The organism is Mesorhizobium argentiipisi (SeqCode) (assembly GCF_037179585.1).
GTDB lineage: Bacteria > Pseudomonadota > Alphaproteobacteria > Rhizobiales > Rhizobiaceae > Mesorhizobium > Mesorhizobium argentiipisi.
The window spans coordinates 419,720-443,634 of sequence record NZ_JAPYKO010000003.1 but is presented as its reverse complement, the minus strand read 5'-3'; the positions used below and the strand labels follow the sequence as shown (position 1 = coordinate 443,634).

The following is a 23,915-nucleotide window of genomic DNA, read 5'->3' as shown; positions in this document are numbered from 1 at the left end:
ACGTAATGTTGTTTTATTCATAGTTTAAATCTTACAAATTGCTAATTTGCTGGTTGATGGGATAATGGGCTGGTGACATGCCAGCCGACTTCAACATGGCAGTCGATTAGCAATTTCCAGACGCCTCGGCCGATAGCGGCAGTGCAGCGGGCTCCTCCCTCTCCTTGTCGCACCGCCCAATCGGCCGAGGCTGCCCGTCGCAAGGACGCGCGCCTCGGAAATGCAGAATTGCGTTGGCCGTAGAGCACAGCACCCGTGGGAAGCATACGAATGGCTGTCGTGGATTCTGCCAACAGTTGTGACGTTGAGGAACTGGCGGGACATCCCGGCTCGTCTCAAAGTACTGAGTTGTTGATGCTTGGCGCACTCGGTGTGGTCTATGGCGATATCGGCACCAGCCCGATCTATGCGCTCCGCGAAGCGCTGCATGCCTCGTCGGGCGGCAACGTCGCTGATCGCACAGATATTCTCGGCGTCCTGTCACTGATCATCTGGTCGCTCACGATCACGGTGACAGTAAAATACATCATGTTCGTGCTGCGCGCCGACAATCGCGGCGAGGGCGGCGTGCTGTCGCTGATGGCGCTGGCGCGGGGCAGTTTTCCGAAGCGCTCGGCACTGATGCTCGGCATTGGCATCGTCGGCGCGTCGCTGTTTTTCGGCGACGCGGTCATCACGCCGGCGATTTCCGTGCTTTCGGCGGTGGAGGGCATGAATGTCGTTACGCCCGCCTTCCAGCCTTATGTCGTGCCGTTGACACTGGTCGTTCTCGCCATACTGTTTGCAATACAACGCTTCGGCACCGGCGGTGTCGGGCTGGTGTTCGGGCCGGTCACCGCGGTGTGGTTCCTGGCTATCGGCCTGTCCGGCCTCAACCACATCATCGCCGATCCGGAAATCCTGTGGGCGATCAGCCCGTACTATATCGTCGCTTTCCTGATCCATTCGCCAGACGTCGCCTCCATCACCATTGGCGCAGTCTTCCTTGCCGTCACCGGCGGCGAAGCGCTCTATGCCGACCTCGGCCATTTCGGCCGCAAGCCCATGGTGCTTGCCTGGCTCTCGATCGTGTTCCCCTGTCTGTTGTTGAATTATGCCGGGCAGGGCGCCTTCATCCTGGCGAATGGTGGCGTGGTCGGCCATCCGTTCTTCGAGATGAACGGTGGCTGGACGCTGATCCCGATGGTGGTGCTGGCCACCGCAGCGACCGTCATCGCCAGCCAGGCGGTCATTTCAGGGGCTTTTTCGCTGACACGCCAGGCGGTGCAGCTCAACATGCTGCCACGGCTGCAAATACTGCACACATCGGAGAAACAACCCGGCCAGATCTACATGCCGCGTGTCAACCTGCTGCTGGCGTTGGCGGTGGTGATTCTGGTGGTCGGCTTCGGCGAATCGAGCAAGCTCGCCTCCGCCTATGGTATCTCGGTCACCGGCAACATGCTGGTGACCACGGTGCTGCTCTATGTCGTCATGACCCGGATCTGGAAGTGGAAGCTGTCGGTGGCGGTCCCGCTGACGGTGCTGTTCGCCTTGATCGACATCGTCTTCTTCGCCTCCAACATCGTCAAGGTGTTCGAAGGCGGCTGGGCGTCGCTGGTCGTGGCCTTCACCATCGTGCTGGGCATGTGGACCTGGGTGCGCGGCAGCCGCTATCTCTTCGACAAGACGCGCCGCAACGAGATCCCGCTCGATGTCCTCGCCGGCAACCTGTTGAAGAAGAAGCCGCAGCTGGTATCCGGCACCGCGGTGTTCCTGACCAGCGATCCGCTCAGCGCGCCGACCGCCTTGATGCACAGCCTCAAGCACTACAAGGTGCTGCACGAGCAGAACGTCATCCTTTCCGTGGTGACCGCGCCGCAGCCGGTGGTGCCCGACAGCGAGCGCGTCAAGATGGAGACGGTCAACGAGCTGTTCATGCGGGTGACGTTGACCTTCGGCTACATGGAACAGCCCAACATCCCGCGCGCGCTGGCGATCTGCCGCAAGCAGGGCTGGAAGTTCGACATCATGACGACGTCCTTCTTCCTGTCGCGGCGCTCGCTCAAGGCCTCGCCCAATTCCGGCATGCCGGTGTGGCAGGACCGGCTGTTCATCGGCCTGGCGCGCTCGGCGGCCGATGCGACGGAATATTTCCAGATCCCGACCGGCCGCGTCGTTGAAATCGGCACGCAGGTGGTTGTCTAGCTCTCCCCACGTCGGTCCGGTACACGTCCTGGCCAGGGCACGGGGCAACTCATAAGCCGAGTTCGTCTCGCCCCGAGCGCCGATTCAAGGCGTGCCCGCCCGAGGCCGCATCGATGTAAGACCGACATAACCGCGACCTCCAGAGTCGGACCAAGCGCGCTCGGCGGCTCCAGGTCGTAAAGCTTCCGCAGGTTGAGCCCCGTTACCGCATAGCTCTTCGAGCCTGATTGCCATAGCGGCGATGATGGGCTGCTTCTCATCAAGATACCTGTCTGCCGAGAGTTCCCGAGCAGGCTGGCGATTTTCGCTCTGGATTGCCCGGCGGGATGAGGCTTCCGCAAAGGAATTCGCCGAGGTGCATCGCGGGTAGGCTGCGCTTGATCGCGCTGAACAGTGGCGGGGCTCCCAGTCGTCGTCCCCCATCTCCTTCGAACATCACGGGCCAGAGGCCGAAGCGCGAACCGAATAGCGAGCTTTCTCGCGACCCGTCAGGTTTTGGAAATCTAGTCTTGGCACACATCCATGTCCTTCGGGCGCTCGGTCTCATCAAAATTTAGATGAGCGCACGCGCCTGTGGTCTCGCGCGCTCAAACCCGCGCACGACCGGTTACGAAAAAAGCCCTACAGGTTTTGTTGCGAAAGAACGTGATCATGAATTTTGTAAAGGCGACACCTGGCGCAAGCCGGTGGAAATGCAAGGCGGCGGCATGCACTGCCGGGCTCGTGTTCCACGCTTTGAACAGAAGGGTACGCTTTCCCCGGTGGGCAGTGGGCCGCTTACCAGGTGAGTGACTTTCCTCGCTGGGTGAATGCGCTGCATCGCGCTGGAACCAACCGCCAAAGCAACCTGATTAGCGGGCGCACTGACCGAATGCGCGCCGCGGGACTGATCCCACTCTCGGCAGCAACCTCAAGATAGGCAAGGTGCAGTGAGATGACCGCGCTACTGACCACGATCGCGCTTCTTCTGGCCGGTCACGCGCTGGCTGACTATCCGCTTCAGGGCGATTTCCTTGCCAGGGCCAAAAACCGCGCCAATCCGATTCCGGGCGTGCCCTGGTATCATGGCCTTCTCCCTCATGCGGCAATCCACGGCGCGGTCGTCGGGCTGATAACCGGCAGTCTCGCGCTCGGTATCGCTGAATTCGTCGTTCACGGCCTCATCGACGATGCGAAGTGCATGGGGCGGATTTCTTACAATATGGACCAATCTCTGCACATCTCCTGCAAACTCTGCTGGGTGGTTATTTTGATGCTCTGGGGAACGTTCTCATGACCGTTCTACTCGCATTCCTATTGTCCAACCCCACCATCCTCGCGGTGGGCGCCGGCATGATAGGCGCCGCCGGTGCGTGGATGCATGGACGCCTCACCGGGGCCAAGGCTGAACGGCTCAATCAAATCGCGACGGGCGCCAAGACCACAACCGAAGAGCGAGCAGATCGGTGATGCCGTGGCCGGCCGCGGACGCGGGACGCCTGCGGCCCGTCCATGGCGCGAACCCGACGGCTCAATGAGCGAATCGACCGGATATTCGAGGACCAAAAGCTGCCGCTCAACCGCGTGGCGTTGTCCAGGCGCCCTGGACAACTTTCTGGATGGCGATGGCCAGCGCCTTTTTCGGCCATGCGGCGCGGTTCGAAGGAGAAGGCTTTGGGATAAGCAACTTGACCATGCCGTACAAGCCAAATCGCGTTTCAACCGATTCAGTAACGAGAAAACACCCGTCTACCAGGGCTGTTACGGAACGGAACAACCAAGCAGTGTGATCACAAACTCTCGCTCAGCAATACTTATGGCACTCAGATGTTTTTTACCGATAAAGTAAAGCTTGAGAGCCAATGTCGACGGCGCAGAACTCTCACATTTTGTTCATGCATAGGGGCTCGGAACCACACATGATGGTCGCGATTTTCGGCCCGCTCGATCCATGTCTTGCGATTTCTCGACTTTGCTGCGTTTATGGAACGGGTTGGCTTCTAAGCCAAGCCGCGATCAATCGTTAGGAAGGAATAGAGTATGGCGACTGGAACCGTGAAGTGGTTCAACAGCTCCAAAGGCTTCGGCTTCATCACGCCCGATGCCGGCGGCCAAGACGTGTTTGTCCACATTTCCGCCGTCGAGAGAGCGGGTCTTTCGACCCTCGCCGAGGGCCAGAAGATCAATTACGAGATCGAGCAGGACCGCCGCAGCGGCAAGTCCTCGGCCGGCAATCTTAGCAAAGCAGGTTGACCGCCGGCGCAAGCCGGAACGACACGGGAAAACGCGCATCTGCTGCTGTCGTTCATCGAAGGCTCAAGAGCCGCTGTTGGCTTTTCTGACTTCTGGCAGGACAGCATGTGAAGCGAGGCGGGGGGCCGCCTCGGTACCGGCATACGTCTGGGCGGCTGCTATGCGCCAGAACGGCCCGGCCGACCGATTGATCAGCCGTCGGGTCCTTGCGTGTCCGTTTCGCACGCCGTTGATCTTCCTTTTGCGTGGGTTTGCATCCGAGATCCATGATCTTGCCCAATGCCGAGCTGCGGCGGCATAGTTTGGCGTCACCATCCAATAGTCCGTCGGCAGACCCCATCTAGGCAGACGGTGTAGTCCGGCCTGACCGATTTCTTGATCGGAACGGCAGGCTCAAGAGCTTGCGGCTTCTCGTGCGCCACGCCATCGGCGGTGCTCTTCAGATCTGCATGCACTTGGCCGATCAGGGCCGGAAGTTGGCCGACCGGCGCCTTGCAAACCGGAAGGTTTGTCATTTCCTTTCTTGCGAGTTCGCTAAAATGTCTTCGGTCCAACCCACCTCATTTGCGGTTGCCCTGTCATATTTTTTGCGGCCATCGCGCGGTAGAATGACGCTTGGCTAGTACGGCCGAAAAGTTCAGAGAAAGCTTGAATTGAGCTGAGTGCCAGCCTGTCAGGGTCAGGTCGAACTAGGAACGCAAATCCTCATTTGCAAGAGATGGCAAAGGTTAAGGACCCACAAGACGGCTCAGACCGTCGTGCTCGACAACAATGATTATTCTCGCAGGGAATCATCATCATCCAACCGGCGGTCGGGAGGAACGGCCGGCTGAAAGAGGACAATGGAAATGCTCCGATCAGGCGATGGGCGGCACGACATACACGAGCGAGTTGCACGGTTTGTCTGCCAGAAATGGCGGACCGGGCCAGCAATCAACCCGCCATCGCGAACCGCTCGCGCCGGTGGAGGCTTCGCTGTTTGCTATCCGCAGGATGAAGCGCGTAGCAGAAGATAAGGCCTGCGCGGTAGGCCCATTCTTAAACCGCTCGCAGCGTTTTGTCCGGCCTGGTGGGGTTTTTCGGAGACGGGGGATTCCGCGTAGCTTGTCACTCTACTTGACCGAGCTCAGATAGCCGGGGGTCGCTGCCTTCGCCGAGGGCTGTAGAAGCGCTCGACGCAATCGAACATGGCCCTGGCATTTCATGTAGACCTTGCGGGCTGTCCGATCGGCTTTCAGCGACGAGAAGAAGCTTTCCGTCGCAGCATTGTCCCAGAGGTTGCGCGACCGGCTCATTGAGCAGGTGATGCCATGATCGGTCATCAGCCGCTGGAACTGCTCGCTGGCGGATTGCGATCCCATGCCCAGCGCAGATCGCAAGTCTTTTTAGGTCTGCTCACAATGAGCCGCCTCGATGAAGCCTTCGCTATTGCACTGCCTGCGTTCGTACTCTGCTTATTCGCTTCCGGGATTTTGAATCGGGAGTAGTGATGCCGGCAACCAGAATATTGTGGGGTCAGATCGTCGCTGTTTTAACCATCGTGCTTACGACCACCTGGGGAGCAACCCAATGGACCGCCTGGCAGCTAGGTTACCAAGAGCAACTTGGTTCGCCCTGGTTCGAACTCGTCGGCCAACCGATCTATCCGCCACCGGCATTTTTCTGGTGGTGGTTTTTTTACGATGCCTATGCGCCGACGGTCTTTGCCGAGGGCGCGGTGATCGCGGCGAGCGGCAGTTTCATCGCGATTGCTATGGCTATCAGCATGTCACTATGGCGAGCTCGGGAGGCCAAATACGTGGCTACGTACGGCTCGGCGCGCTGGGCTGTGCGCAAGGAGATCGAAGTCGGAGGACTGCTCGGAGCCGATGGCGTGGTTCTGGGCAAGTTTGATTTGGACTACCTTCGCCACGATGGCCCGGAGCATGTCCTGTGCTTCGCGCCGACCCGAAGCGGCAAGGGCGTCGGACTGGTCGTGCCATCCCTGCTCACTTGGCCGGGAAGTGCAATCGTTCACGACATCAAGGGTGAAAATTGGGAACTCACCGCAGGCTGGCGAGCACGTTTCGGCCGTGTGCTGCTGTTCGACCCAACCAATGCTGCCTCAACCGCTTACAACCCGCTGGTGGAAGTCAGGCGTGGCGCTTGGGAAGTCCGAGACGTCCAGAACGTCGCTGACGTGCTGGTCGACCCAGAGGGGTCTCTGGAACGCCGAAATCATTGGGAAAAGACGAGCCACGCGCTGCTGGTCGGCGCGATTTTGCATGTCCTCTACGCCGAGAACGACAAGACGCTGGCCGGTGTTGCCAAGTTCCTCTCCGATCCGCAGCGGTCGATTGAGGCGACGTTGCGAACGATGATGCTAACCAAGCACCTTGGCGATGGCGGTCCGCACCCCGTTGTGGCATCGGCAGCACGTGAACTGCTCAACAAATCGGAGAATGAACGCTCTGGCGTGCTGTCGACCGCGATGAGCTTCCTCGGCCTTTACCGCGATCCGGTTGTGGCCCAGGTCACGTCCCGTTGCGATTGGCGCATTGCCGATCTGGTGGAGAACGCGCAACCCACGACACTCTATCTGGTGGTGCCGCCATCGGATATCAGCCGCACCAAGCCGCTGGTCCGGCTTATCCTGAATCAGATCGGCCGCAGGCTGACGGAGGATCTCCATGCGAAGGATCGCCGGCATCGCTTGCTTCTGATGCTCGATGAATTTCCGGCACTCGGCCGACTTGATTTCTTCGAGTCGGCTCTCGCGTTCATGGCCGGCTATGGCATCAAGTCGTTCCTTATTGCGCAGTCCCTCAATCAGATCGAAAAAGCCTACGGGCCAAACAATTCCATTCTCGACAACTGTCATGTTCGTGTGAGTTTCGCGACCAACGACGAGCGAACCGCCAAGCGCGTCTCCGACTCGCTGGGAACGGCAACCGAAATGCGGGCGATGAAGAACTATGCCGGGCATCGTCTGTCGCCTTGGCTCGGGCATCTCATGGTTTCGCGACAGGAGACGGCGCGCGCGCTGCTGACGCCCGGCGAGATCATGCAGCTGCCACCGACCGATGCCATTGTGATGGTCTCTGGGCTGTCCCCGATCCGGGCGAAAAAGGCGCGCTATTTCGCAGATCCGCGGCTTGCCAAGCGCGTTCTGCCTCCGCCCAAGGCCGCAACCAGGAACGCCCTGTCGCGCCCCGATGACTGGACTGAACTGGCGGTTACCAAGGTGCCGGAGGCGCAGGCAAGGCTTGCATCGCCTCACCAACAGGACAGTGATCCTGACAATGGCGGTATCCGCCGCCAGCCCGAATTGCCCGACCATGAGGATATCGCGCCGGAGCCCACGCTGGTGCGCATTGATGAATTCGACCTTGATCGCGACGAATCCGATGATGAGGTTGCCCGACGACGGTCGGTCGACCAGACGATGCGGCGCACCGCGCGACAGGCCGCACTCGATCCCAAGGACGGAATCGAACTTTGACCTCCATGAAGAAGCGCCGTCTCTCAGCCTATCTGGAACCGGAGGTCATGAATGCGCTTGCCGACTACGCCGCAAAGAGGGATGTGTCCCTGTCGCTGATCGCCGAGGCGGCCATCGCTTCTTTTCTCTCCCCTGATTCTGAGGAGCGCAAAGAAGCGGCAATCACAAGGCGGCTCGACCAGATCGACCGGCGCGTTCAGCGCGTCGAACGCGATCTCGGTATCTCAATCGAGACCCTGGCGTTGTTCGTGCGCTTCTGGCTCACCTCAACTCCCGCCTTACCTGACGCCGCTCAGCCCGAAGCGCGCGCAAAAGGTCGGCAGCGCTATGATGCTTTCATCGATGCGCTCGGGCGCAGATTGAGCAAGGGACCAAAGCTCAGGCAAGAAATTGCCGAAGACATTGGGCCTCCATCATCGGCGGACACCGCTGAGCCGCACGCGAAATAGCAAGCAGAGGCGGTCGGCCAAATCGTTTGCACCGCATTTTGCAGGTCTCTGCACGTCGCGTTGCCGCCGGCCGTTTTCCTTGTTGCAAGGCAGCCATTCCTGCTTCTTCTAATCATCCCCGTCAGCGGCGCGAAACAAAATCGCCCGGAAAATGGGGATCATCGTGGCAATCACTTATCAAGCCGGCAGGGAAGCGGTCTCGCGTGGCGCCCGCATGCTGCGGACGGCGCTCGGTCCAGCAATTGCCGGCTATCTCGAAGACCCTACCATAGTCGAGGTAATGCTGAACCCCGACGGGCGCCTGTGGGTCGACCGGCTGAGAGAGGGGCTGTTCGCTACAGACGACATCCTGACCCCGGCTGATGGCGAGCGCATCGTGCGGCTGGTCGCCCACCATGTCGGCGCGGAAGTTCATTCCGCCGCGCCTCGCGTTTCGGCCGAACTGCCAGAGACGGGAGAACGGTTCGAAGGGTTGCTTCCACCGGTCGTGGCGGCGCCGACCTTCGCCATCCGCAAGCCGGCGGTTGCCGTGTTCACGCTTCAGAATTACGTCGCGTCCGGCGTCATGACCGAGAGCCAGGCCGACGTGCTGCAACTGGCGGTCACAAGGCGCAAGAACATCCTGGTTGCAGGCGGGACGTCTACCGGCAAGACCACTCTGGTCAACGCGCTCCTGGCCGAAATCGCCAAATCGTCGGACCGTATCGTTCTGATCGAAGATACCCGCGAGCTGCAGTGTGCAGCGCCCAATCTGGTGGCGCTCCGCACGAAGGATGGCGTCGCATCGCTCTCCGATCTGGTGAAGTCTTCCCTGCGGCTTCGTCCCGATCGCATCCCAATCGGTGAAGTTCGTGGCGCGGAAGCGCTCGATCTCTTGAAAGCGTGGGGCACCGGACATCCGGGCGGCATTGGCACTATCCACGCCAGCTCCGGCGTTGGGGCGCTGCGTCGGCTTGAACAGCTCGTGCAGGAAGCCGTGGTCACCGTTCCGCGCGCGCTGATCGCCGAAACAGTTGACATCGTCGCCGTGCTTGCCGGCCGCGGTTCGGCCCGCCGCCTCGTCGAGATCGCACTCGTCGACGGGCTCGATCCTAGCACCGGCGACTACCGCATCCTCGAAGCCAAAATCGCGGCCGACCCAAAACCAGATCCGCAGTCCTCCATGGAGCCACAGAATGAATCCGATCCCCTTCATTTCATCATCTATCCGTAGCATCGGTGCGGTCGTTCTGCCGACCGCCGCTACTGCTGCGGCCGTTGCCACGATGATCGTGCCCGCGCGTGCGGCCGGTTCCTCCATGCCATGGGAGCAGCCGCTTCAGCAGATCCTGGAATCGATCGAGGGACCGGTCGCCAAGATCGTGGCGGTGATCATCATCATCGTCACCGGCCTATCGCTCGCCTTCGGCGACACCTCGGGCGGATTCCGGCGGTTGATCCAGATCGTCTTCGGGCTGTCGATCGCCTTCGCGGCGAGTTCGTTCTTCCTGTCTTTCTTCTCATTCGGCGGCGGAGCACTGATCTGATGGAGGAGGAAGTCCGCGGCTTCTTCGCGCCGGTCCACCGTGCACTCACCGAACCAATTCTGCTCGGCGGCGCGCCGCGCGCTATCGCTATTCTCAACGGCACGTTGGCCGGCGCGGTCGGGCTCGGTCTCAGGCTCTGGCTTGTGGGCATACTGATGTGGGCGATGGGACATTTCGCGGCCGTCCTGGCGGCGAAGCGCGATGCGCAATTCGTCGACGTGGTTCGCCGGCACCTTCGCTATCCCGCGCATTTCGGCTGCTAAGGGGCTTCTTCCAATGATGAACCTCGTCGAATACCGCAGGCGCTCCAAAAACCTCGCCGACTATTTGCCCTGGGCTGCATTGGTGGCGCGGGGAGTCGTCCTCAACAAGGACGGCTCCTTCCAGCGAACCGCGAGTTTTCGCGGCCCTGATCTCGATAGCGCGACGCCGGCCGAATTGGTCAGCACGACAGCACGTCTCAACAATGCGCTGCGCCGTCTCGGCTCCGGCTGGGCGATCTTCGTCGAAGCAGCTCGGCTTGCAGCGCAACACTATCCGGAAGGTCTTTTCCCCGACAGCGCGTCAGCTCTGGTCGACCTTGAACGCCGCGAACAGTTCGACGGCGAGGCTGATCAGGGATCGCCCCGGTGGGGGAGTGGCGAGTCGCATGGCGAGCTCTTCGAGAGCAGCTATTTTCTGACCTTTGTCTGGCTGCCGCCGGCCGAGGAAGCATCTCGGATGGAGAGCTGGCTCTATGAGGGCCGGGAAAAAGGCGGCGTTGATCCGCGGGAGCTCTTGAAGAGTTTTGTCGATGGCACCGATCGCATCGTAAACCTCGTTGAAGGGTTCGTTCCCGAGGTCGACTGGCTCGACGATAGCCAGACGCTGACCTACCTGCACTCGACGGTCTCGACCAAGCGCCATCGAGTGCGCGTTCCCGAGACGCCGATGCATCTCGACGCGTTGCTGGTCGACCAGCCGCTGGCCGGCGGGCTCGAACCGCGGCTCGGCGAGTTCCATCTGCGCACACTCACCGTCATCGGATTCCCGACCGCGACATTTCCGGGCATCCTGGATGAACTCAACCGACTTGCCTTCCCCTACCGCTGGTCGACCCGCGCAATCATGCTCGACAAGACCGACGCGACCCGCCTGCTGACCAAAATCCGCCGGCAATGGTTCGCCAAACGAAAATCCGTCGCGGCGATCCTCAAGGAGGTGATGACCAATGAGGCGTCGGTGCTGGTCGACACGGACGCCGCCAACAAGGCCGCCGACGCCGATGCGGCCCTGCAGGAACTCGGCTCCGACCAGATCGGCGAAGCATACGTCACCGCGACGGTAACGGTCTGGGATGCCGATCCGGCAATCGCTGACGAGAAGCTGCGGCTGGTGGAAAAGATCATCCAGTCCCGCGATTTCACTGCCATCGTCGAGCGCGTCAATGCCGTCGAAGCCTGGCTCGGCAGTGTTCCCGGTCACGTCTATGCCAATGTCCGCCAGCCGCCACTGTCGACGTTGAATCTCGCCCATATGATGCCGCTCTCGGCGATCTGGGCCGGGCCGGCAACTGACGAGCATTTTCGGGCACCGCCACTGTTCTTCGCCAGGACGGAAGGCACAACGCCGTTCCGGTTCAGCCTGCATGTCGGCGACGTCGGCCATACGCTTGTTGTCGGCCCGACCGGGGCCGGAAAGTCGGTTCTGCTCGCATTGATGGCGCTGCAGTTTCGCCGTTATCCAGACAATCAGATCTTCGCCTTCGATTTCGGCGGCTCGATCCGTGCGGCCGTGCTTGCCATGGGCGGTGACTGGCAGAATCTCGGCGGCAACCCGGCGAGTGGGCAGAGCCCGGATGATCCGCTTGCGCTGCTCACATTCGCTGACCTGACCGATGGTACCGGCGACGTTTCGCTGCAACCCCTGGCCGGAATTCATCACACGCCCGAACGGGCATGGGCGGCCGACTGGCTCGTCGACATTCTCCAGCGCGAAGGCGTGCCCGTCACGCCGGAGGTGAGGGAATATCTGTGGTCGGCGCTGACGTCATTGGCCTCCGCCCCGGTTCAAGAGCGGACGCTGACCGGGCTGTCGGTGCTGCTGCAGTCGTCGCCATTGAAACAGGCGTTGCGACCCTACTGTATCGGTGGTCCCTACGGCCGGTTGCTCGACGCCGAATTCGAGCGTCTAGGCGGAGCCTCCGTTCAGGCCTTCGAGACCGAGGGTCTAATCGGCACGGGTGCTGCTCCGGCCGTGCTCGCCTACCTCTTTCATCGCATCGAACAGCGGATGGATGGACGGCCGACGCTGCTGATCATCGACGAGGGCTGGCTGGCGCTGGACGATGGCGGCTTCGCCGAACAGCTCCGCGAATGGCTGAAAACGCTTCGCAAGAAGAATGCTTCCGTCATCTTCGCCACGCAATCGCTCTCCGACATCGATGCCAGTAAAATTGCGCCGGTAATCGTCGAAAGCTGTCCGACGCGGCTCTTCCTGCCGAACGAGCGTGCCATCGAGCCGCAGACCACTGACATCTATCGGCGCTTTGGATTGAACGACCGCCAGATCGAGATCGTCGCCCGGGCGACGCCGAAGCGCGAGTATTACTGCCAGTCGCGGCGCGGCAACCGGCTGTTCGAACTCGGCCTCGGTCCGATCGCGCTCGCCCTTTGCGCCGCCTCCTCGAAGACCGACCAGGCGGCAATCGAGCGGATCATCGCCGAGAGCGGTCGCGAACATTTCCTCGAGGCCTGGCTTGCCGATCGCGACCTGTCCTGGGCCGCTGACCTCGTTCCCCACCTCACCAATGTCATCGAGCAATCCGCAAAGGAGGATTCGTCATGAATTCCGTCCGTAACCGTCTTCGTGTCCGGCATTTGGCTGCGGCCAGTGTTGTCGCTGTCGGCGTCGTCCTGTCGTGCGCGCCCGCATCGGCATTCATCGTCTTCGATCCCAGAAATTATGCGGAGAACGTGCTCTCGGCTGCGCGTGCGCTGGAGCAGATCCAGAACCAGGTCACATCGCTTCAGAACGAGGCGCAAATGCTGATCAACCAGGCGAAAAACCTCACCTCGCTGCCGGCATCGCTGCTCGGCCAGATCGAAGGCAATTTCTCGCAGATGAAGGACCTGCTCGGCCAGGCGGACAAGCTCGCCTACAGCGTCCAGGACATCGAGAGCCAGTTCAAGTCGACCTATGAGAATTTTGGTTCGGATCTGTCCAGCCGGCAGTTGGTCGATGGTGCGCGAGATCGCTGGGAGACCTCGGTTTCGGCGTTCGAGCATGCGTTGAAAGTCGGAGCCGTCGCCGTCGACAATATTGAAGGGACGCGAGAGCAGACGAGCACGGCCGTCGACGCCAGCCAGTCGGCCGTCGGCATCCTGCAGGCGACGCAAGCTGGCAACCAGCTTCTCGCCGTCCAGGCAAGGCAGGTCGCCGATCTGACAGCGATGATGGCCGCGCAAGGACGGGCCGCTGCGCTGGAAAGCGCCAGGCAGGCCGCGGCGCAGGAACAGGCCCGAGAACAGTTCAGCCGCTTCATGGTCGGCAAAACCTATAGCCCGTCCTCGGTTCGCATGTTCCACGACTGAGGATTTCTCCGATGGACGTGAAGACAACCGCCCGCTTGATCGGGGTGACGGCGCTCGCACTAGCGGTCGCCATCACCATCATCTCGCGCAACGACGACAAATACACCGTTCCGCCAACCTTGCGCCCGGCAGACCCCGATGGCGGTCCTTTGGTCGGTGAGCTCATGCGTTGCCGCGCGCTTGGCGAACTGGCCACCCGCGACATTGCCTGCAAGACGGCTTGGGAAGAAAGCCGACGCCGCTTCTTCATGCCTGGCAACCGCGACAAACCGGCATGGCCGGCCGATGGCCGCTTTGGCCGGATCGACCGCTCGCTCGACGAGGACAAGACGCCGTGAAAGTAGAGATGAAGCGCTCCATCCCCTTTCGGAGACAAGTTTCTCCATCCCTCTTCCCGAACCGGACGTGCAAGTTTCCAAGCATCCGGCTCTCCATGCATGGGCGCTCGTGCGCCCATGGGTGGTCCTCAGATATGTCTGAGGCGTTGGAATGCGTCCCAGAAGACATGCACGCTTTCGCGTTGGCGGTGCTCCTCTTCCGAATTCCATCCGTTCGGTTTCGCTATGCTCTGGTCCGGGTAACGCATGGTTCCTCCCTCGGAGAGGAACCGCAGGCGTTTGGACCCGTCGGTCCATTGCCTTCGCTTTCCCGGAGCGCTGTGGAAGTGAAGGCGTCGCAGCGTCGGCCACGTTGCCTTCGGATATTTCTTCCTCAGCCAGCGCCCCACGCGCTGCCATATCCAGAAGTCGAAGTGGCTGAACTCCCGGTAAGCCTTGGTGGCATATCGGTAGTAGTTCCTCCACCCCGTGAGGACAGGATTGAGATTGTCGATGAGCTGGCCGAGCGCACTTCCCGTGGGAATGCCCTTCACCATACCCTTGATCTTGTGGCGCAGGTCGTTCAGCTTGCCCTTCGGTATGAAGAGGTTGCCAACCAGACGTCCCGTACGGAGCGCCTTGGTCTGCACCACCCGGTAGCCGAGGAAGTCGAAGCCTTCCCCGACGTCGGTAATCCGAGTCTTTTCCATCGACAACTCCATGCGGAGCTCCGTTTTCAGGAACTCAGCCAGCGCGAACTTTTCCGCTTCCGCCTGCTCCCTCGTGCCGTCAACGAGGACGACGAAGTCGTCCGCGTATCGCACCATGTAGAACACCGGCCTGCCTTTCTTGTGGTCTTTGACCCTTCGAGCAGCGGCATTTATACTTGGCTCACGGGGGCGCATGGACCACCGCCCGTAACGCTCATCGACGGCCGTCAAATAGATATTCGACAGCATCGGCGAGATGATCCCGCCTTGCGGCGAGCCGGTTACAGGGTGACGAATGGTCCCCTCGATCATCACGCCCGCCTTCAGGAACGCGAGGATCAGCTTCAGCACCTTGCGGTCGCCGATGCGTCGTCGCACTCCCTCCATCATGACGTGGTGATCGATGGCGTCGAAACAGCCCTTGATGTCACCCTCTATGGCGTAGCGATAGACCGAAGGTCCACGCTTCGTCGGTTGAAGGAATCTCTGGATTCGCTCCAGGGCATCATGGGTGCTCCGTCCTTTCCGGAACCCGTAGGAGGTCGGATAGAAGTCCGCCTCGAAGATGGGTTCCAGGATCAGCTTCAAAGCCATCTGCACCAGACGGTCGATCAACGTGGGAATGCCGAGTGGCCGGAACTGTCCCGGTTTGCCGAGCTTCGGGATGAGCCGTTGCCTGACAGGTTCCGGGCAATAATTTCCGTTGCGGAGCGCCTCTCGGATTTCTTCGAGGAACGCCGCTACGCCACCGGGACGTTGTTCGACCGTGCGCCGCGTCATCCCGTCAGTGCCCGGTGTCTGGCTGCCGCTGTTGCGGGCGAGCCTTCGCCAAGCCTCGTTCAGGATTCTGCGGTCGCATACGAGATTGAACAGATCAACAAAGACCTTGTCGGGGTCCTCGTTGCTCCACCGATACAGCTTGCGCTGCATGTCGAGGACAAACGAGGTATTCACCACGTCGGACATACGTCCACCTCCTGCCTGCTTGCTGTATCCACTGCCTCCCTTCGCCATGTGGACGGCTTTCCCGTCCCCCGACTACTACGAAGGCTCCGCCCCCTGTCACCGCGATCGCTGGTCGCTTCAGCCATCCACCGCTCGAAAGCGTCGGAAGCGATGACAGGATTCTTAGGTTCCGCAACTGATCTCTCGCCTGCTTTAGGCGCCGACTGTACCCCGTGTGGAATCCGGCCTCGATACCACGCAAACCCATATCGAGGCTGGCCCGCAGCACGCTGCTGGCCCCCAGTCCATGTGCCCATAGCACGGACCAACGCTCCACCGGCTCGCGGCTCACGCCACGTGCCGACCCGCCCACTTCCGAGTTGGCAGGTTCCAGTGTCTGACGAGGCGTCCGCCATCGGTTCGGTTTCCCTCGCCATGGCAAGCTCGCTGGCCGGACCGGCTACGGGATCGGAAGTCCCCGTCCGTCCGGCTTTGATGGGTTCTGCTGATTTATGGCTCCCCGGAAGCACCCGGTTTGCCTCACCCATCCGCTCATCGTCGCATGTTGCGTCACACGACGTGCAGGGTCTCTCACCCCGCGAGATCAGAAACGACAATAAAATCAAAGCACTCCTTTCTTTGATTAGGACCTAACGCACATGAACGACACCGGCGTCATTGACCGCTTTCTCGAAACCTTTACCCGCTACATCGATTCCGGCTTTGGTCTGCTCGGCGGCGAAGTCGCCTTTCTCACGTCAACCCTGATCGTCATCGACATCACGCTTGCGGGGATATTCTGGGCCTGGGGCGCCGACGAGGACGTTCTGCACCGGCTGGTCAAGAAAACGCTCTACATCGGTTTCTTCGCCTTCATCATCGGCAACTTCAATCGCCTCGCCGGCATCGTCTTCGAGAGCCTTTCGGGGCTCGGCCTGAAGGCGGGAGGGTCGACACTTTCCGGTTCTGCGCTGCTGCAGCCAGGCCGTGTCGCGCAGGTTGGTATCGACGCTGGCAATCCGATCCTCGAAGCCGCCAGCCAATTGATGGGCTACGTCTCCTTCTTCGAGAATTTTGTGCAGATCGCGGTACTGATGATCGCTTGGGCGATCGTGCTCATCGCCTTCTTCATTCTGGCCGTGCAGATCTTCGTCACGCTGATCGAGTTCAAGCTGACGACGCTTGCCGGGTTTGTGCTGATCCCGTTTGCGCTGTTCAACAGGACCGCTTTTCTGGCCGAAAAGGTGCTCGGCAATATCGTTGCGTCCGGTGTCAAAATTCTCGTGCTCGCCGTCATCGTCGGCATCGGCTCGGGCCTGTTTGGCGAGTTCACGCAAGGCTTCGCCGAACAACCCACGATTACCGATGCACTGTCGCTTGTGCTCGGCGCGCTCTCACTGATGGGGCTCTCGATCTTCGGCCCTGGCATTGCGACGGGCCTTGTCTCCGGCGCTCCGCAACTCGGTGCAGGTGCAGCCGTCGGAACCAGCATCGCCGCTGCCGGTCTCGGCGCTGCGACTTACATGGGCACGCGTGCGGGGCTGAGTGGTGCAGCAAATACTGTTGGCGCGGGAGGCCGCATGTCGGCTGCTGCGGCGCGCGGCGGTGCGCATCTGGCGGGAAGCACGTCGACCGCCTATGGGCTCGCCACTGCTGCCTCAGGACAGAGCGGCGCCGCCGCAGTTGCCGCCGGTCTCGGCGGTATCGCCCGGGCCGGGGTCGGGGCCGCCATTCAGCCGGTCAGGCAAGCCATGTCGCGTGGGGCGTCGGGGCTGAGCAGCAGCAATCAAGCGGGTCGCTCAGCCGGGTGGACTGCGACCGGCGGACAATCGCCGGTCGGCGTTACCGGCGAAGCCGCAAACAGTTCCTCCTTTGCCGGATCGTCCACCGCATCCCCTTCGAACTCCACCGCCGGCTCGCCGCCGGAATGGGCCACTCGCATGAAGCGCAGCCAGGCCATGAGCCATGGCGCCAGCACGGCGGCTCATTCCATCCGCTCAGGCGATCATGGCGGCGGCTCGATGAATGTTTCTCTCCATCAGGATGACCACCGATGAACCCTTTCAAACGACCATCAGTTCGTTATAGCACGAGGCCTCAGCCCGAGACGGCGTACCAGCGTGCCGCGCAGGCTTGGGATGAGCGCATCGGCTCGGCCCGCGTGCAGGCGAAGAACTGGCGGCTGATCGCCTTCGGTTCCCTCGTGCTCGCCGGCGGTTTCGCTTCGGCATTGGTGTGGCAGTCGACGCGCGGCTCCGTCGTTCCCTGGGTGGTTCAAGTCGACAAGTTTGGTGAGGCGCAGGTGGTCGCCGCGGCTATGGCTGACTTCAAGCCGACAGATCCGCAAATCGCATGGCATCTCGCCCGCTTCATCGAACAGGTAAGAAGCATTCCGGACGATCCCGTCATCGTGCGTCAGAACTGGTTGCGCGCCTACGACTACACCACCGATCGTGGCGCCATCACTCTCAACGACTACGCCCGCCTGAACGATCCTTTTGCCAAGGTTGGCAAGGTCCAGGTCGCGATCGACGTCTCAAGCGTCATCCGTGCCTCACCGGATTCGTTCCGCGTTGCCTGGACCGAGCGCCGCTATGAGAATGGCAGTCTGGCCAGCACCGAGCGATGGACCGCCATTCTCACCATTGTCATTCAGCAACCCCGTGATGCCGAGCGGCTGAAAGCCAATCCGCTCGGCGTCTACGTCAACGCCATAAACTGGTCGAAGGAGCTTTCATGATCCATCCCGCACGAACACCGACACGGAAACGGGCGGCGTGTGTGCTTGCCGCAGGCCTGCTATCGGCGACGGCGCTCGTCGGTTGCGCCTCGAAAAAATACGTTCCGCCGGAGGTCGGTTATGATGATGCCGCGCCCGCACTGCGGAAAGCCGACCCGCCCGGTCCAGTGAAGGTGGTGGAGCTTCCAAAACCACTCCCGCTACCTGGCCAGTTGAAGCCCGTCGGCAGCGGCAAGGCCAAGGCGGAGGCTGCCGACCCGAAGCTGCGTATAAGCCAGGCGAACGAAGCCGCGCGAATGCAGCCCGTCCGCGACGGCTTCATCAATGCGATCCAACTCTATCCCTGGAGCGAGGGCGCGCTGTACCAGGTCTATACCGCTCCCGGTCAGGTCACCGACATCGCGCTGCAGCCCGGCGAGCAGCTTGTCGGCTCCGGTCCTGTCGCCGCCGGCGACACGGTGCGCTGGATCATAGGCGATACGCAAAGTGGGGCAGGGGAGCGCTTGCAGGTCCACATTCTCGTCAAGCCGACGCGTCCCGATCTCCAGACCAACCTGGTCATCAACAGCGACCGGCGCACCTATCATATCGAGCTGCGCTCGACCGAGAAGACGTACATGGCCTCGGTTTCATGGCAATATCCGCAAGATCAGATCATTGCGCTTCGGCGCCAGAACGCGGAGGCTTCCGCCGCTCAGCCTGTGGCGTCTGGCGTCGACATCCAAAAACTCAACTTCCGCTATCGCATCGAAGGTGACCCAGCACCCTGGAGGCCACTGCGCGCTTTCGACGACGGCGCAAAAGTCTATATCGAATTCCCATCGGGCATCGGCCAGGGTGACATGCCGCCACTGTTCGTCGTCGGTCCATCCGGCAACTCCGAACTGGTCAACTACCGCGCGCGGCAAAACTATTACGTCGTCGACAGGCTGTTTGCCGCGGCCGAATTGAGGGTTGGGGATAAGACGAGCGAGAAGCGCGTCCGGATCGTGCGCACGGACGGCAAGTCACAGCGCCGCGCGGGGCTGTTCCGATGAACGACACTGCCAATTCATCGCACCCTGATATCAGGACGGAACTGCGCCTGCACCCCCAACCCGCCAGGGTGACGCGGCTGTCGCGCAAGGTGCTCATTGGCCTTGGTGGCGTCGCAAGCGTCGCGATCCTCGGAACGCTGATCTGGGCACTCGATAGCAGACGACGGGGCAACGAGCAGCCGTCCGAACTTATCACGACGGAAAACCGTACGACCGCCGACGGCCTGCAGGGCCTGCCAAAAGACTATTCGGGCGTCCCGAAACTCGGTCCTGCTTTGCCTGGCGATCTCGGACGGCCGATCCTGCGCGCCCAAGAGCGCGGACAACTGGTCCAGGTGCCGGACATCCGCACACCGCGTGCTGATCCGGACGAACAACGCCGCTTAGCCGAGATCGAAGCCGCCCGCGTGGCGAAGCTATTCACCGACAGCAACGCGCGGGCCAATCCAGCGCGACAGAGTTCTGCCGCGAGCGGCGACGCCTTGTCCGCGTCCGCACCTCTCTCCGAGTCGTCGGCACTCGACCCAGGCCCGGCTCAAAATATGCAGGATCGCAAGCTCGCCTTCGTCAATGCCAAGCCGGATCGCCGTACCGTCAGCCCCGATCGTCTCGCCGAAAAAGCCTCGCCCTACATCGTGCAGGCCGGAACGATCCTCCCGGCCGCACTCATCACCGGAATTCGGTCCGATCTTCCAGGCCATATTACCGCTCAGGTCACGCAGAATGTCTTTGACACCCCGACAGGATCGTATCTTCTGATTCCGCAAGGCGCGCGACTGATCGGGCAATACGACAGCCAGGTCGCCTTCGGTCAGTCGCGCGTGCTGCTGGTGTGGAACCGGCTCATCATGCCCAACGGCACCTCGATTGTGCTGGAGCGCCAGCAGGGTGCGGATACTGAAGGGTTCTCCGGGCTTGAGGACGAGGTTGACCATCACTGGGGCCAATTGTTCCGGGCTGCCGCGGTCTCGACCCTGCTCGGGATAGGGACGTCTCTTGGTTCCAGCAACGACGAAAGCAATATCGCCAAGGCCATTCGCGAAGGCGCACAGGATTCAGCTTCCAACATTGGCCAGCAGGTCGTGCGCAACCAGCTTACCGTCCAGCCGACACTGACCATCCGGCCAGGGTTCCCGGTTCGGGTCATCGTCAATCGCGATCTCGTTCTGGAGCCCTACGGTGAAGCGAAGGATCCGTCATGACCAAGCTGAAACTCTCCGCTATTCCCGACGATCGGCCGGTCAAGCTCACGGTCGAATTGCCAGCCGCCGTTCATCGCGATCTGCTCGCCTACGCCGAAGTCCTGGGCCGGGAGACAGGTCAGCCAGTGGCAGATCCAGCGAAACTGATTGCGCCCATGGTGTCGCGGTTCATGGCGACGGATCGGGCGTTTGCACGGGTCCGGCGCGACCACAGGGATAGCTAGTTTCAGCGGACGATGCTGGAGGATCAGCGCGCCGGATGATGTTTGCGCAGAAAGTCGATTAAATCAGTCACGTCGGGATCTTTGCCCAAGGATCCAACGACGGCATTGAGGAACGCACAGTTGCAAAGGGGCGTATCCACTCCCGCCGATAGCTCTCCGATCTTTACCGGATCGGCTGGTTCAATTCCCTGGAGCGTGTCGTCCAGGTCTTTCAAGATGCGCCGTATTTTGGCCAGGAAAGTTTCGCCTGAAGCCGTTGCTTTGACCCCGCCAGGGTGACGTTCGAACAGAGTCACGCCCAGCCTTAGTTCGAGATCTTTTATGCGCCTGCTGAGCGCGGAATGATGAATCCGCAGCCGTCGGGATGCGCCGAGGAAGCTGCCTTCCTCGGCGACGACGGTGGCAAAATGAAGCGTGAGAAGCTGGATGGAGCGGCGCATGGCACCTCTTCCGTGCGCGAACCGTGACTCGCGATTACGATGCGGATCTATTGTTGCTTGGGCTGCGTGTCTCACGAAGCCTTTGCAACGTGCGTTCATCAAAACAGGCTGTCACTGCGACCGTTTCTTCCCCGGCGATCAATTTGGGCAGTCCCAGAGGCGTCACCTTGAAATGCAACTGAACCAGGCGCAGCAGCCACAGCGGGTTCATTTCGATAATGATTGTGTCGACCCCGCTACCCAAGCCCCACTCGACGATGCCGGACAACAGCGCATTGGCAACTGGGCTCAGCATCCGTCCGCGTTCGCGATATTGCGGCTCGACACAGTAACGTGACCACTCCCAGATGTTTTCGCCCACTGGACGCGTGCCTTCGCACAGTTCCGGCAAAATGTCCGACAGAAGATGAGGTCGCATCGATGGCAGCAGGCGCTGGTAGCCGACCACCCGGTCCTGCTCGGTGAAGAGCATGTGGACGGCACGCCTGTCGTCAAAGCGGTCGACTTCACGACCGTCTTCACGCCACAGGTCCGTCCAGCCCTTTTCCTCGACAAACACCCTGTGGCGCAGACGGAACGCCTGATCCAATTCCGCCTGATATTCGTCGGCATTGTGCGACGTGACGACATGAAGCATCTCGGTTGTCCTCCAGTTTCGAGGTCAACCAATGGTTCATCGCGGACCGATGCGGCATCACGCGATTGCGTGAGGCTAGCTGATCAGCCCCAGGCGGAAAGCTGTCGTGACGGCCAGCACGTTGCTTGTCACGCCGAGCCTCTGGCGCATCAAGCGCAAATGCGTATCTGCCGTGTTGCGGCTGACGTTCAGGCGATCAGCGACCTGCTCCACGGTGAGGCCTTCGGCAACCCAGCGCAGGACGTCCTGTTGTCGAGGTGAAAGACGCACTGGTTTGGAGGCCTGTTTGCCATCCGCAAGAAGGGCCGCGCATCCGAAGGCGCAGGCGGCGACAAACTGAAAGGCGAGACGGTCGTGAGGACCCGGCTCGAGCTTCTCCCCTGCAACGGAAAATCCCACCGGCTGTCCGTTCAATGTTGCGAACGGAATCGTGAAGCCGTCACGCAGATTAAACTCTGATGCCTCGGCCATGATCTGTCGGCCGAAGGAACAAACCCTGGAAACTTGATCAATCTCGCTCCACCGGAAGGGTGTGGTCCCACGCTTCACAAGCTGAATGGTGGGGTCGCGATGAAGATAGCCTTTGGAGAAATAGCGCTCCGACCATTGCTGCGGCCAGGCGTCAAGCAGCACATGGGAAATCTGCTCGCGCCTCAGCGCACGCGGCGGTGGGATCGGTCCTGCCAGCACGTTTCTGGCGCCAAACCGCTCGGCATAGGAAATTAGGTGCTGGCAGATTTCCTGCTGGCTTGAACTCTTGCGGATCTGATTGAGAAACTCGAACGTGTCATCGAGGTGCCGACGCCAAAGCGCAGGTGCTTCCATAACGCATTGCTTCCATGATGGTGATGGTGGGTGGGGGCTTGGGTGGGATGCAGGCATCAAGCTGCCGCATTGCTGGCCGACCGGTGCTGGTCGACAATTCTCCTCGATTCTTGTTGCATCAGTTGAGCGAGTTGCTCGGGTTAAGGTCGACAACGGCCTCGATGCCAACCGCGAAGCCGTCCGACCGATCCGTTCGCTCGCGTATATTGCCGGAGGCCCGGGCAATGGCGTGTGAATGCATCTGCCTATGCTCATTTCGAGTATATCAGGAATGTTGCTTCCAGCATCGTCGGAGTCAACCCCCAACAACAGGCGGTATGGCCCTGCGACAGTCAGGTGGCGCAAGCGGAAGAACCTGAGCAGGCCGCAGCCGATGGGGGAACCAGCCCCCGATCTAAGTCCAGCCGTCTTGCTCTCCCGAGCATTCTTTAACCCGCCAACGGGTCACACCGATCCGCGTAACGGATTGACGAATTCGAGTCCGGCAAAGTCCTTTTCATTGTCCGTCACCACCACGCACTCGTTCGCGCCGGCGACGGCGGCTATGATCATATCGAGCCCGCTGCGTGGCTGGCCGGCCGCTCTCCCTTCGGCCATCAGTCGGGCCCAGATCAGCGCCGCCTTGTCGTCGAACGAGAGGATACGGTTCGCAAACAGCGCTTGCGGCCCGTCAGACCCCGAGAACCACTTGTCGAGCGCGCCGCGCTTTTTGCCGTGCGGCTTCTCCAAAATACCGCGGCGGATCTCCGCAAGCGTCAGCGACGCGATGAACAGATCCTCGTCCCGTTGAGACGACATCCATGCCATGAGCGATTCCGATGGCTGTGGTTTGACTACATTACTGATGATGTTGGTATCAAGCAGGTAGCGCGTCACAGATCGACCTTGCGCCCTTCTTCGCGGGGCCGCGAAAAATCGAGATCGGCCCCCACCAGCGGCGACCGCAGCAACGCGGCGAGGATTCGGCCAGGCTTGGGGGGCTCGCCGGCGATCGACTGGCTCACCGTCGCGCGAAGTTCTGAAGCTTCGGGCGTATCCTCAGACAGGCGCCGGGCAAGCGATCGGATGAGATCGCGATCGGCGTCACGACCCAGCACTTCGAAACGCGTTAAGCCGCGCAGGGCAAGTCGGGAGCGGTATTGTTGGATGGCACGCTTCTGTGAACTGCCCATAGTGAACCTCTGACCATTTCCAGTAATATAGCCAGAAACAGGATTTCGACAAGGAGTAGGGCGTTAGTGCGGGCGCAACGCGGCGGACGGCAGCGACGAGACGGACGTGCTCGTCAGGTTGGCCTGCGTAGTGCCGAAGCGAAAAATCGCACCACGATCTGTGCGGATGGCGTGGTTCTTCGTTTGTGAGTTATCGTGGGCTTTATTTCCGAATGGTGG

25 protein-coding genes and 1 pseudogene are annotated in these 23,915 nt (G+C 61.0%); 18 read left to right on the top strand and 8 right to left on the bottom strand.

All coding sequences use genetic code 11. The features are described from left to right. Positions 1-354 precede the first annotated feature (354 nt). The 5 genes from O7A05_RS07495 to O7A05_RS07475 all read left to right on the top strand — a co-directional run bounded on the left by O7A05_RS07495 (position 355) and on the right by O7A05_RS07475 (position 4,419). Positions 355-2,187 carry a potassium transporter Kup gene (locus O7A05_RS07495; protein WP_415926970.1) on the top strand — a complete coding sequence of 611 codons (1,833 nt, stop codon included), beginning with the start codon at positions 355-357 and terminating at the stop codon, positions 2,185-2,187. A 557-nt stretch (positions 2,188-2,744) separates the two neighbouring features. After that, positions 2,745-2,975 carry a hypothetical protein gene (locus O7A05_RS07490; protein WP_337092328.1) on the top strand — a complete coding sequence of 77 codons (231 nt, stop codon included), beginning with the start codon at positions 2,745-2,747 and terminating at the stop codon, positions 2,973-2,975. A gap of 146 nt (positions 2,976-3,121) precedes the next feature. Next, positions 3,122-3,463 (top strand): DUF3307 domain-containing protein, encoded by a 342-nt coding sequence (locus O7A05_RS07485; RefSeq protein ID WP_337092327.1) that lies wholly within the window; start codon positions 3,122-3,124, stop codon positions 3,461-3,463. Further along, positions 3,460-3,636: a hypothetical protein gene (locus tag O7A05_RS07480; RefSeq protein ID WP_337092326.1), complete on the top strand. Its 177-nt coding sequence runs from the start codon at positions 3,460-3,462 to the stop codon at positions 3,634-3,636. The genes O7A05_RS07485 and O7A05_RS07480 overlap by 4 nt, the downstream gene beginning before the upstream one ends. Before the next feature lie 570 nt (positions 3,637-4,206). Continuing rightward, positions 4,207-4,419: a cold-shock protein gene (locus O7A05_RS07475; RefSeq protein ID WP_337092325.1), complete on the top strand. Its 213-nt coding sequence runs from the start codon at positions 4,207-4,209 to the stop codon at positions 4,417-4,419. 308 nt (positions 4,420-4,727) lie between these two features. Here the strand turns inward: O7A05_RS07475 and O7A05_RS07470 are convergent, their stop codons facing one another. Together O7A05_RS07470 and O7A05_RS07465 are read right to left on the bottom strand one after the other, a co-directional pair. Continuing rightward, complete coding sequence (locus O7A05_RS07470) at positions 4,728-4,934, bottom strand: MucR family transcriptional regulator (RefSeq protein ID WP_415926969.1); 207 nt, start codon at positions 4,932-4,934, stop codon at positions 4,728-4,730. Positions 4,935-5,531: 597 nt separating this feature from the next. Beyond that, positions 5,532-5,777 (bottom strand): annotated as a pseudogene (locus tag O7A05_RS07465) (IS3 family transposase); the annotation flags it as partial. 131 nt (positions 5,778-5,908) lie between these two features. On the opposite strand from O7A05_RS07465, the gene O7A05_RS07460 reads away from it, so the two are divergent. The 8 genes from O7A05_RS07460 (at position 5,909) to trbK-alt (ending at position 13,785) form a co-directional block, all read left to right on the top strand. Then, a complete protein-coding gene (locus O7A05_RS07460; RefSeq protein WP_337092324.1) occupies positions 5,909-7,900 on the top strand; it encodes a conjugal transfer protein TraG in 1,992 nt (663 codons plus the stop codon). A 5-nt stretch (positions 7,901-7,905) separates the two neighbouring features. Then, complete coding sequence (locus O7A05_RS07455) at positions 7,906-8,349, top strand: CopG family transcriptional regulator (RefSeq protein ID WP_337092453.1); 444 nt, start codon at positions 7,906-7,908, stop codon at positions 8,347-8,349. Between the two features lie 214 nt (positions 8,350-8,563). Continuing rightward, the gene (trbB, locus tag O7A05_RS07450) at positions 8,564-9,562 is read left to right on the top strand and encodes a P-type conjugative transfer ATPase TrbB (RefSeq protein ID WP_337092451.1); all 999 of its coding nucleotides are present in this window, start codon (positions 8,564-8,566) and stop codon (positions 9,560-9,562) included. Then, positions 9,525-9,875 (top strand): TrbC/VirB2 family type IV secretion system protein, encoded by a 351-nt coding sequence (locus O7A05_RS07445; protein ID WP_463150695.1) that lies wholly within the window; start codon positions 9,525-9,527, stop codon positions 9,873-9,875. The genes trbB and O7A05_RS07445 overlap by 38 nt, the downstream gene beginning before the upstream one ends. Continuing rightward, a complete protein-coding gene (locus O7A05_RS07440) occupies positions 9,875-10,138 on the top strand; it encodes a VirB3 family type IV secretion system protein (protein ID WP_337092323.1) in 264 nt (87 codons plus the stop codon). The genes O7A05_RS07445 and O7A05_RS07440 overlap by 1 nt, the downstream gene beginning before the upstream one ends. A 13-nt stretch (positions 10,139-10,151) precedes the next feature. Next, the gene (gene trbE, locus O7A05_RS07435) at positions 10,152-12,701 is read left to right on the top strand and encodes a conjugal transfer protein TrbE (protein ID WP_337092322.1); all 2,550 of its coding nucleotides are present in this window, start codon (positions 10,152-10,154) and stop codon (positions 12,699-12,701) included. Then, on the top strand, positions 12,698-13,447 hold the full coding sequence (gene trbJ, locus O7A05_RS07430; protein WP_337092321.1) for a P-type conjugative transfer protein TrbJ: 750 nt from the start codon (positions 12,698-12,700) through the stop codon (positions 13,445-13,447). Before trbE ends, trbJ begins: the two co-directional genes overlap by 4 nt. Before the next feature lie 11 nt (positions 13,448-13,458). After that, positions 13,459-13,785, top strand: a complete 327-nt coding sequence (gene trbK-alt, locus O7A05_RS07425; protein ID WP_337092320.1) for a putative entry exclusion protein TrbK-alt — start codon at positions 13,459-13,461, stop codon at positions 13,783-13,785. Positions 13,786-13,913: 128 nt separating this feature from the next. On the opposite strand, the gene ltrA is transcribed toward trbK-alt, so the two are convergent. Beyond that, entirely contained in the window at positions 13,914-15,440 is a 1,527-nt protein-coding gene (gene ltrA, locus O7A05_RS07420; RefSeq protein ID WP_337092319.1) for a group II intron reverse transcriptase/maturase, read from the bottom strand. Positions 15,441-16,078: 638 nt separating this feature from the next. Here ltrA and trbL point away from each other — a divergent pair. The 5 genes from trbL to O7A05_RS07395 are packed head-to-tail and all read left to right on the top strand — an operon-like array spanning position 16,079 to position 20,622. Next, complete coding sequence (trbL, locus tag O7A05_RS07415) at positions 16,079-17,476, top strand: P-type conjugative transfer protein TrbL (protein WP_337092318.1); 1,398 nt, start codon at positions 16,079-16,081, stop codon at positions 17,474-17,476. Next, positions 17,473-18,159, top strand: a complete 687-nt coding sequence (trbF, locus tag O7A05_RS07410) for a conjugal transfer protein TrbF (protein ID WP_337092317.1) — start codon at positions 17,473-17,475, stop codon at positions 18,157-18,159. The genes trbL and trbF overlap by 4 nt, the downstream gene beginning before the upstream one ends. Then, positions 18,156-19,196 carry a P-type conjugative transfer protein TrbG gene (trbG, locus tag O7A05_RS07405; protein ID WP_337092316.1) on the top strand — a complete coding sequence of 347 codons (1,041 nt, stop codon included), beginning with the start codon at positions 18,156-18,158 and terminating at the stop codon, positions 19,194-19,196. Before trbF ends, trbG begins: the two co-directional genes overlap by 4 nt. Then, positions 19,193-20,398, top strand: coding sequence for a TraB/TrbI/VirB10 family type IV secretion system protein (locus O7A05_RS07400; protein ID WP_337092315.1), 1,206 nt, complete (start codon positions 19,193-19,195; stop codon positions 20,396-20,398). Before trbG ends, O7A05_RS07400 begins: the two co-directional genes overlap by 4 nt. Beyond that, the gene (locus tag O7A05_RS07395; protein WP_337092313.1) at positions 20,395-20,622 is read left to right on the top strand and encodes a DUF2274 domain-containing protein; all 228 of its coding nucleotides are present in this window, start codon (positions 20,395-20,397) and stop codon (positions 20,620-20,622) included. Before O7A05_RS07400 ends, O7A05_RS07395 begins: the two co-directional genes overlap by 4 nt. 23 nt (positions 20,623-20,645) lie before the next feature. Here the strand turns inward: O7A05_RS07395 and O7A05_RS07390 are convergent, their stop codons facing one another. The 5 genes from O7A05_RS07390 to O7A05_RS07370 form a co-directional block, all read right to left on the bottom strand. Further along, positions 20,646-21,062 (bottom strand): LysR family transcriptional regulator, encoded by a 417-nt coding sequence (locus O7A05_RS07390; protein ID WP_337092312.1) that lies wholly within the window; start codon positions 21,060-21,062, stop codon positions 20,646-20,648. A gap of 34 nt (positions 21,063-21,096) precedes the next feature. Continuing rightward, positions 21,097-21,699: an acyl-homoserine-lactone synthase gene (locus O7A05_RS07385; RefSeq protein WP_337092311.1), complete on the bottom strand. Its 603-nt coding sequence runs from the start codon at positions 21,697-21,699 to the stop codon at positions 21,097-21,099. A 75-nt stretch (positions 21,700-21,774) separates the two neighbouring features. Further along, the gene (locus tag O7A05_RS07380; protein ID WP_337092310.1) at positions 21,775-22,524 is read right to left on the bottom strand and encodes a helix-turn-helix transcriptional regulator; all 750 of its coding nucleotides are present in this window, start codon (positions 22,522-22,524) and stop codon (positions 21,775-21,777) included. Between the two features lie 444 nt (positions 22,525-22,968). Beyond that, positions 22,969-23,400 carry a type II toxin-antitoxin system VapC family toxin gene (locus O7A05_RS07375; RefSeq protein WP_337092308.1) on the bottom strand — a complete coding sequence of 144 codons (432 nt, stop codon included), beginning with the start codon at positions 23,398-23,400 and terminating at the stop codon, positions 22,969-22,971. Then, positions 23,397-23,696 carry a hypothetical protein gene (locus O7A05_RS07370; protein WP_337092307.1) on the bottom strand — a complete coding sequence of 100 codons (300 nt, stop codon included), beginning with the start codon at positions 23,694-23,696 and terminating at the stop codon, positions 23,397-23,399. The genes O7A05_RS07375 and O7A05_RS07370 overlap by 4 nt, the downstream gene beginning before the upstream one ends. Between the last annotated feature and the right edge of the window lie 219 nt (positions 23,697-23,915).

Bases quoted from the DNA above. Each gene is read 5' to 3' on its own strand.
- O7A05_RS07445 (WP_463150695.1), top strand. From the start codon at position 9,525: ATGAATCCGATCCCCTTCATTTCATCATCTATCCGTAGCATCGGTGCG.
- O7A05_RS07460 (WP_337092324.1), top strand. From the start codon at position 5,909: ATGCCGGCAACCAGAATATTGTGGGGTCAGATCGTCGCTGTTTTAACC.
- trbK-alt (WP_337092320.1), top strand. From the start codon at position 13,459: ATGGACGTGAAGACAACCGCCCGCTTGATCGGGGTGACGGCGCTCGCA.
- O7A05_RS07400 (WP_337092315.1), top strand. From the start codon at position 19,193: ATGAACGACACTGCCAATTCATCGCACCCTGATATCAGGACGGAACTG.
- O7A05_RS07380 (WP_337092310.1), bottom strand. From the start codon at position 22,524: ATGGAAGCACCTGCGCTTTGGCGTCGGCACCTCGATGACACGTTCGAG.
- O7A05_RS07480 (WP_337092326.1), top strand. From the start codon at position 3,460: ATGACCGTTCTACTCGCATTCCTATTGTCCAACCCCACCATCCTCGCG.
- trbG (WP_337092316.1), top strand. From the start codon at position 18,156: ATGATCCATCCCGCACGAACACCGACACGGAAACGGGCGGCGTGTGTG.
- O7A05_RS07370 (WP_337092307.1), bottom strand. From the start codon at position 23,696: ATGGGCAGTTCACAGAAGCGTGCCATCCAACAATACCGCTCCCGACTT.
- O7A05_RS07385 (WP_337092311.1), bottom strand. From the start codon at position 21,699: ATGCTTCATGTCGTCACGTCGCACAATGCCGACGAATATCAGGCGGAA.
- trbJ (WP_337092321.1), top strand. From the start codon at position 12,698: ATGAATTCCGTCCGTAACCGTCTTCGTGTCCGGCATTTGGCTGCGGCC.
- O7A05_RS07440 (WP_337092323.1), top strand. From the start codon at position 9,875: ATGGAGGAGGAAGTCCGCGGCTTCTTCGCGCCGGTCCACCGTGCACTC.
- O7A05_RS07485 (WP_337092327.1), top strand. From the start codon at position 3,122: ATGACCGCGCTACTGACCACGATCGCGCTTCTTCTGGCCGGTCACGCG.
- O7A05_RS07390 (WP_337092312.1), bottom strand. From the start codon at position 21,062: ATGCGCCGCTCCATCCAGCTTCTCACGCTTCATTTTGCCACCGTCGTC.
- O7A05_RS07475 (WP_337092325.1), top strand. From the start codon at position 4,207: ATGGCGACTGGAACCGTGAAGTGGTTCAACAGCTCCAAAGGCTTCGGC.
- O7A05_RS07470 (WP_415926969.1), bottom strand. From the start codon at position 4,934: ATGACAAACCTTCCGGTTTGCAAGGCGCCGGTCGGCCAACTTCCGGCC.
- trbB (WP_337092451.1), top strand. From the start codon at position 8,564: ATGCTGCGGACGGCGCTCGGTCCAGCAATTGCCGGCTATCTCGAAGAC.
- trbF (WP_337092317.1), top strand. From the start codon at position 17,473: ATGAACCCTTTCAAACGACCATCAGTTCGTTATAGCACGAGGCCTCAG.
- ltrA (WP_337092319.1), bottom strand. From the start codon at position 15,440: ATGTCCGACGTGGTGAATACCTCGTTTGTCCTCGACATGCAGCGCAAG.
- O7A05_RS07490 (WP_337092328.1), top strand. From the start codon at position 2,745: ATGAGCGCACGCGCCTGTGGTCTCGCGCGCTCAAACCCGCGCACGACC.
- O7A05_RS07395 (WP_337092313.1), top strand. From the start codon at position 20,395: ATGACCAAGCTGAAACTCTCCGCTATTCCCGACGATCGGCCGGTCAAG.
- trbE (WP_337092322.1), top strand. From the start codon at position 10,152: ATGATGAACCTCGTCGAATACCGCAGGCGCTCCAAAAACCTCGCCGAC.
- O7A05_RS07495 (WP_415926970.1), top strand. From the start codon at position 355: ATGCTTGGCGCACTCGGTGTGGTCTATGGCGATATCGGCACCAGCCCG.
- O7A05_RS07455 (WP_337092453.1), top strand. From the start codon at position 7,906: ATGAAGAAGCGCCGTCTCTCAGCCTATCTGGAACCGGAGGTCATGAAT.
- trbL (WP_337092318.1), top strand. From the start codon at position 16,079: ATGAACGACACCGGCGTCATTGACCGCTTTCTCGAAACCTTTACCCGC.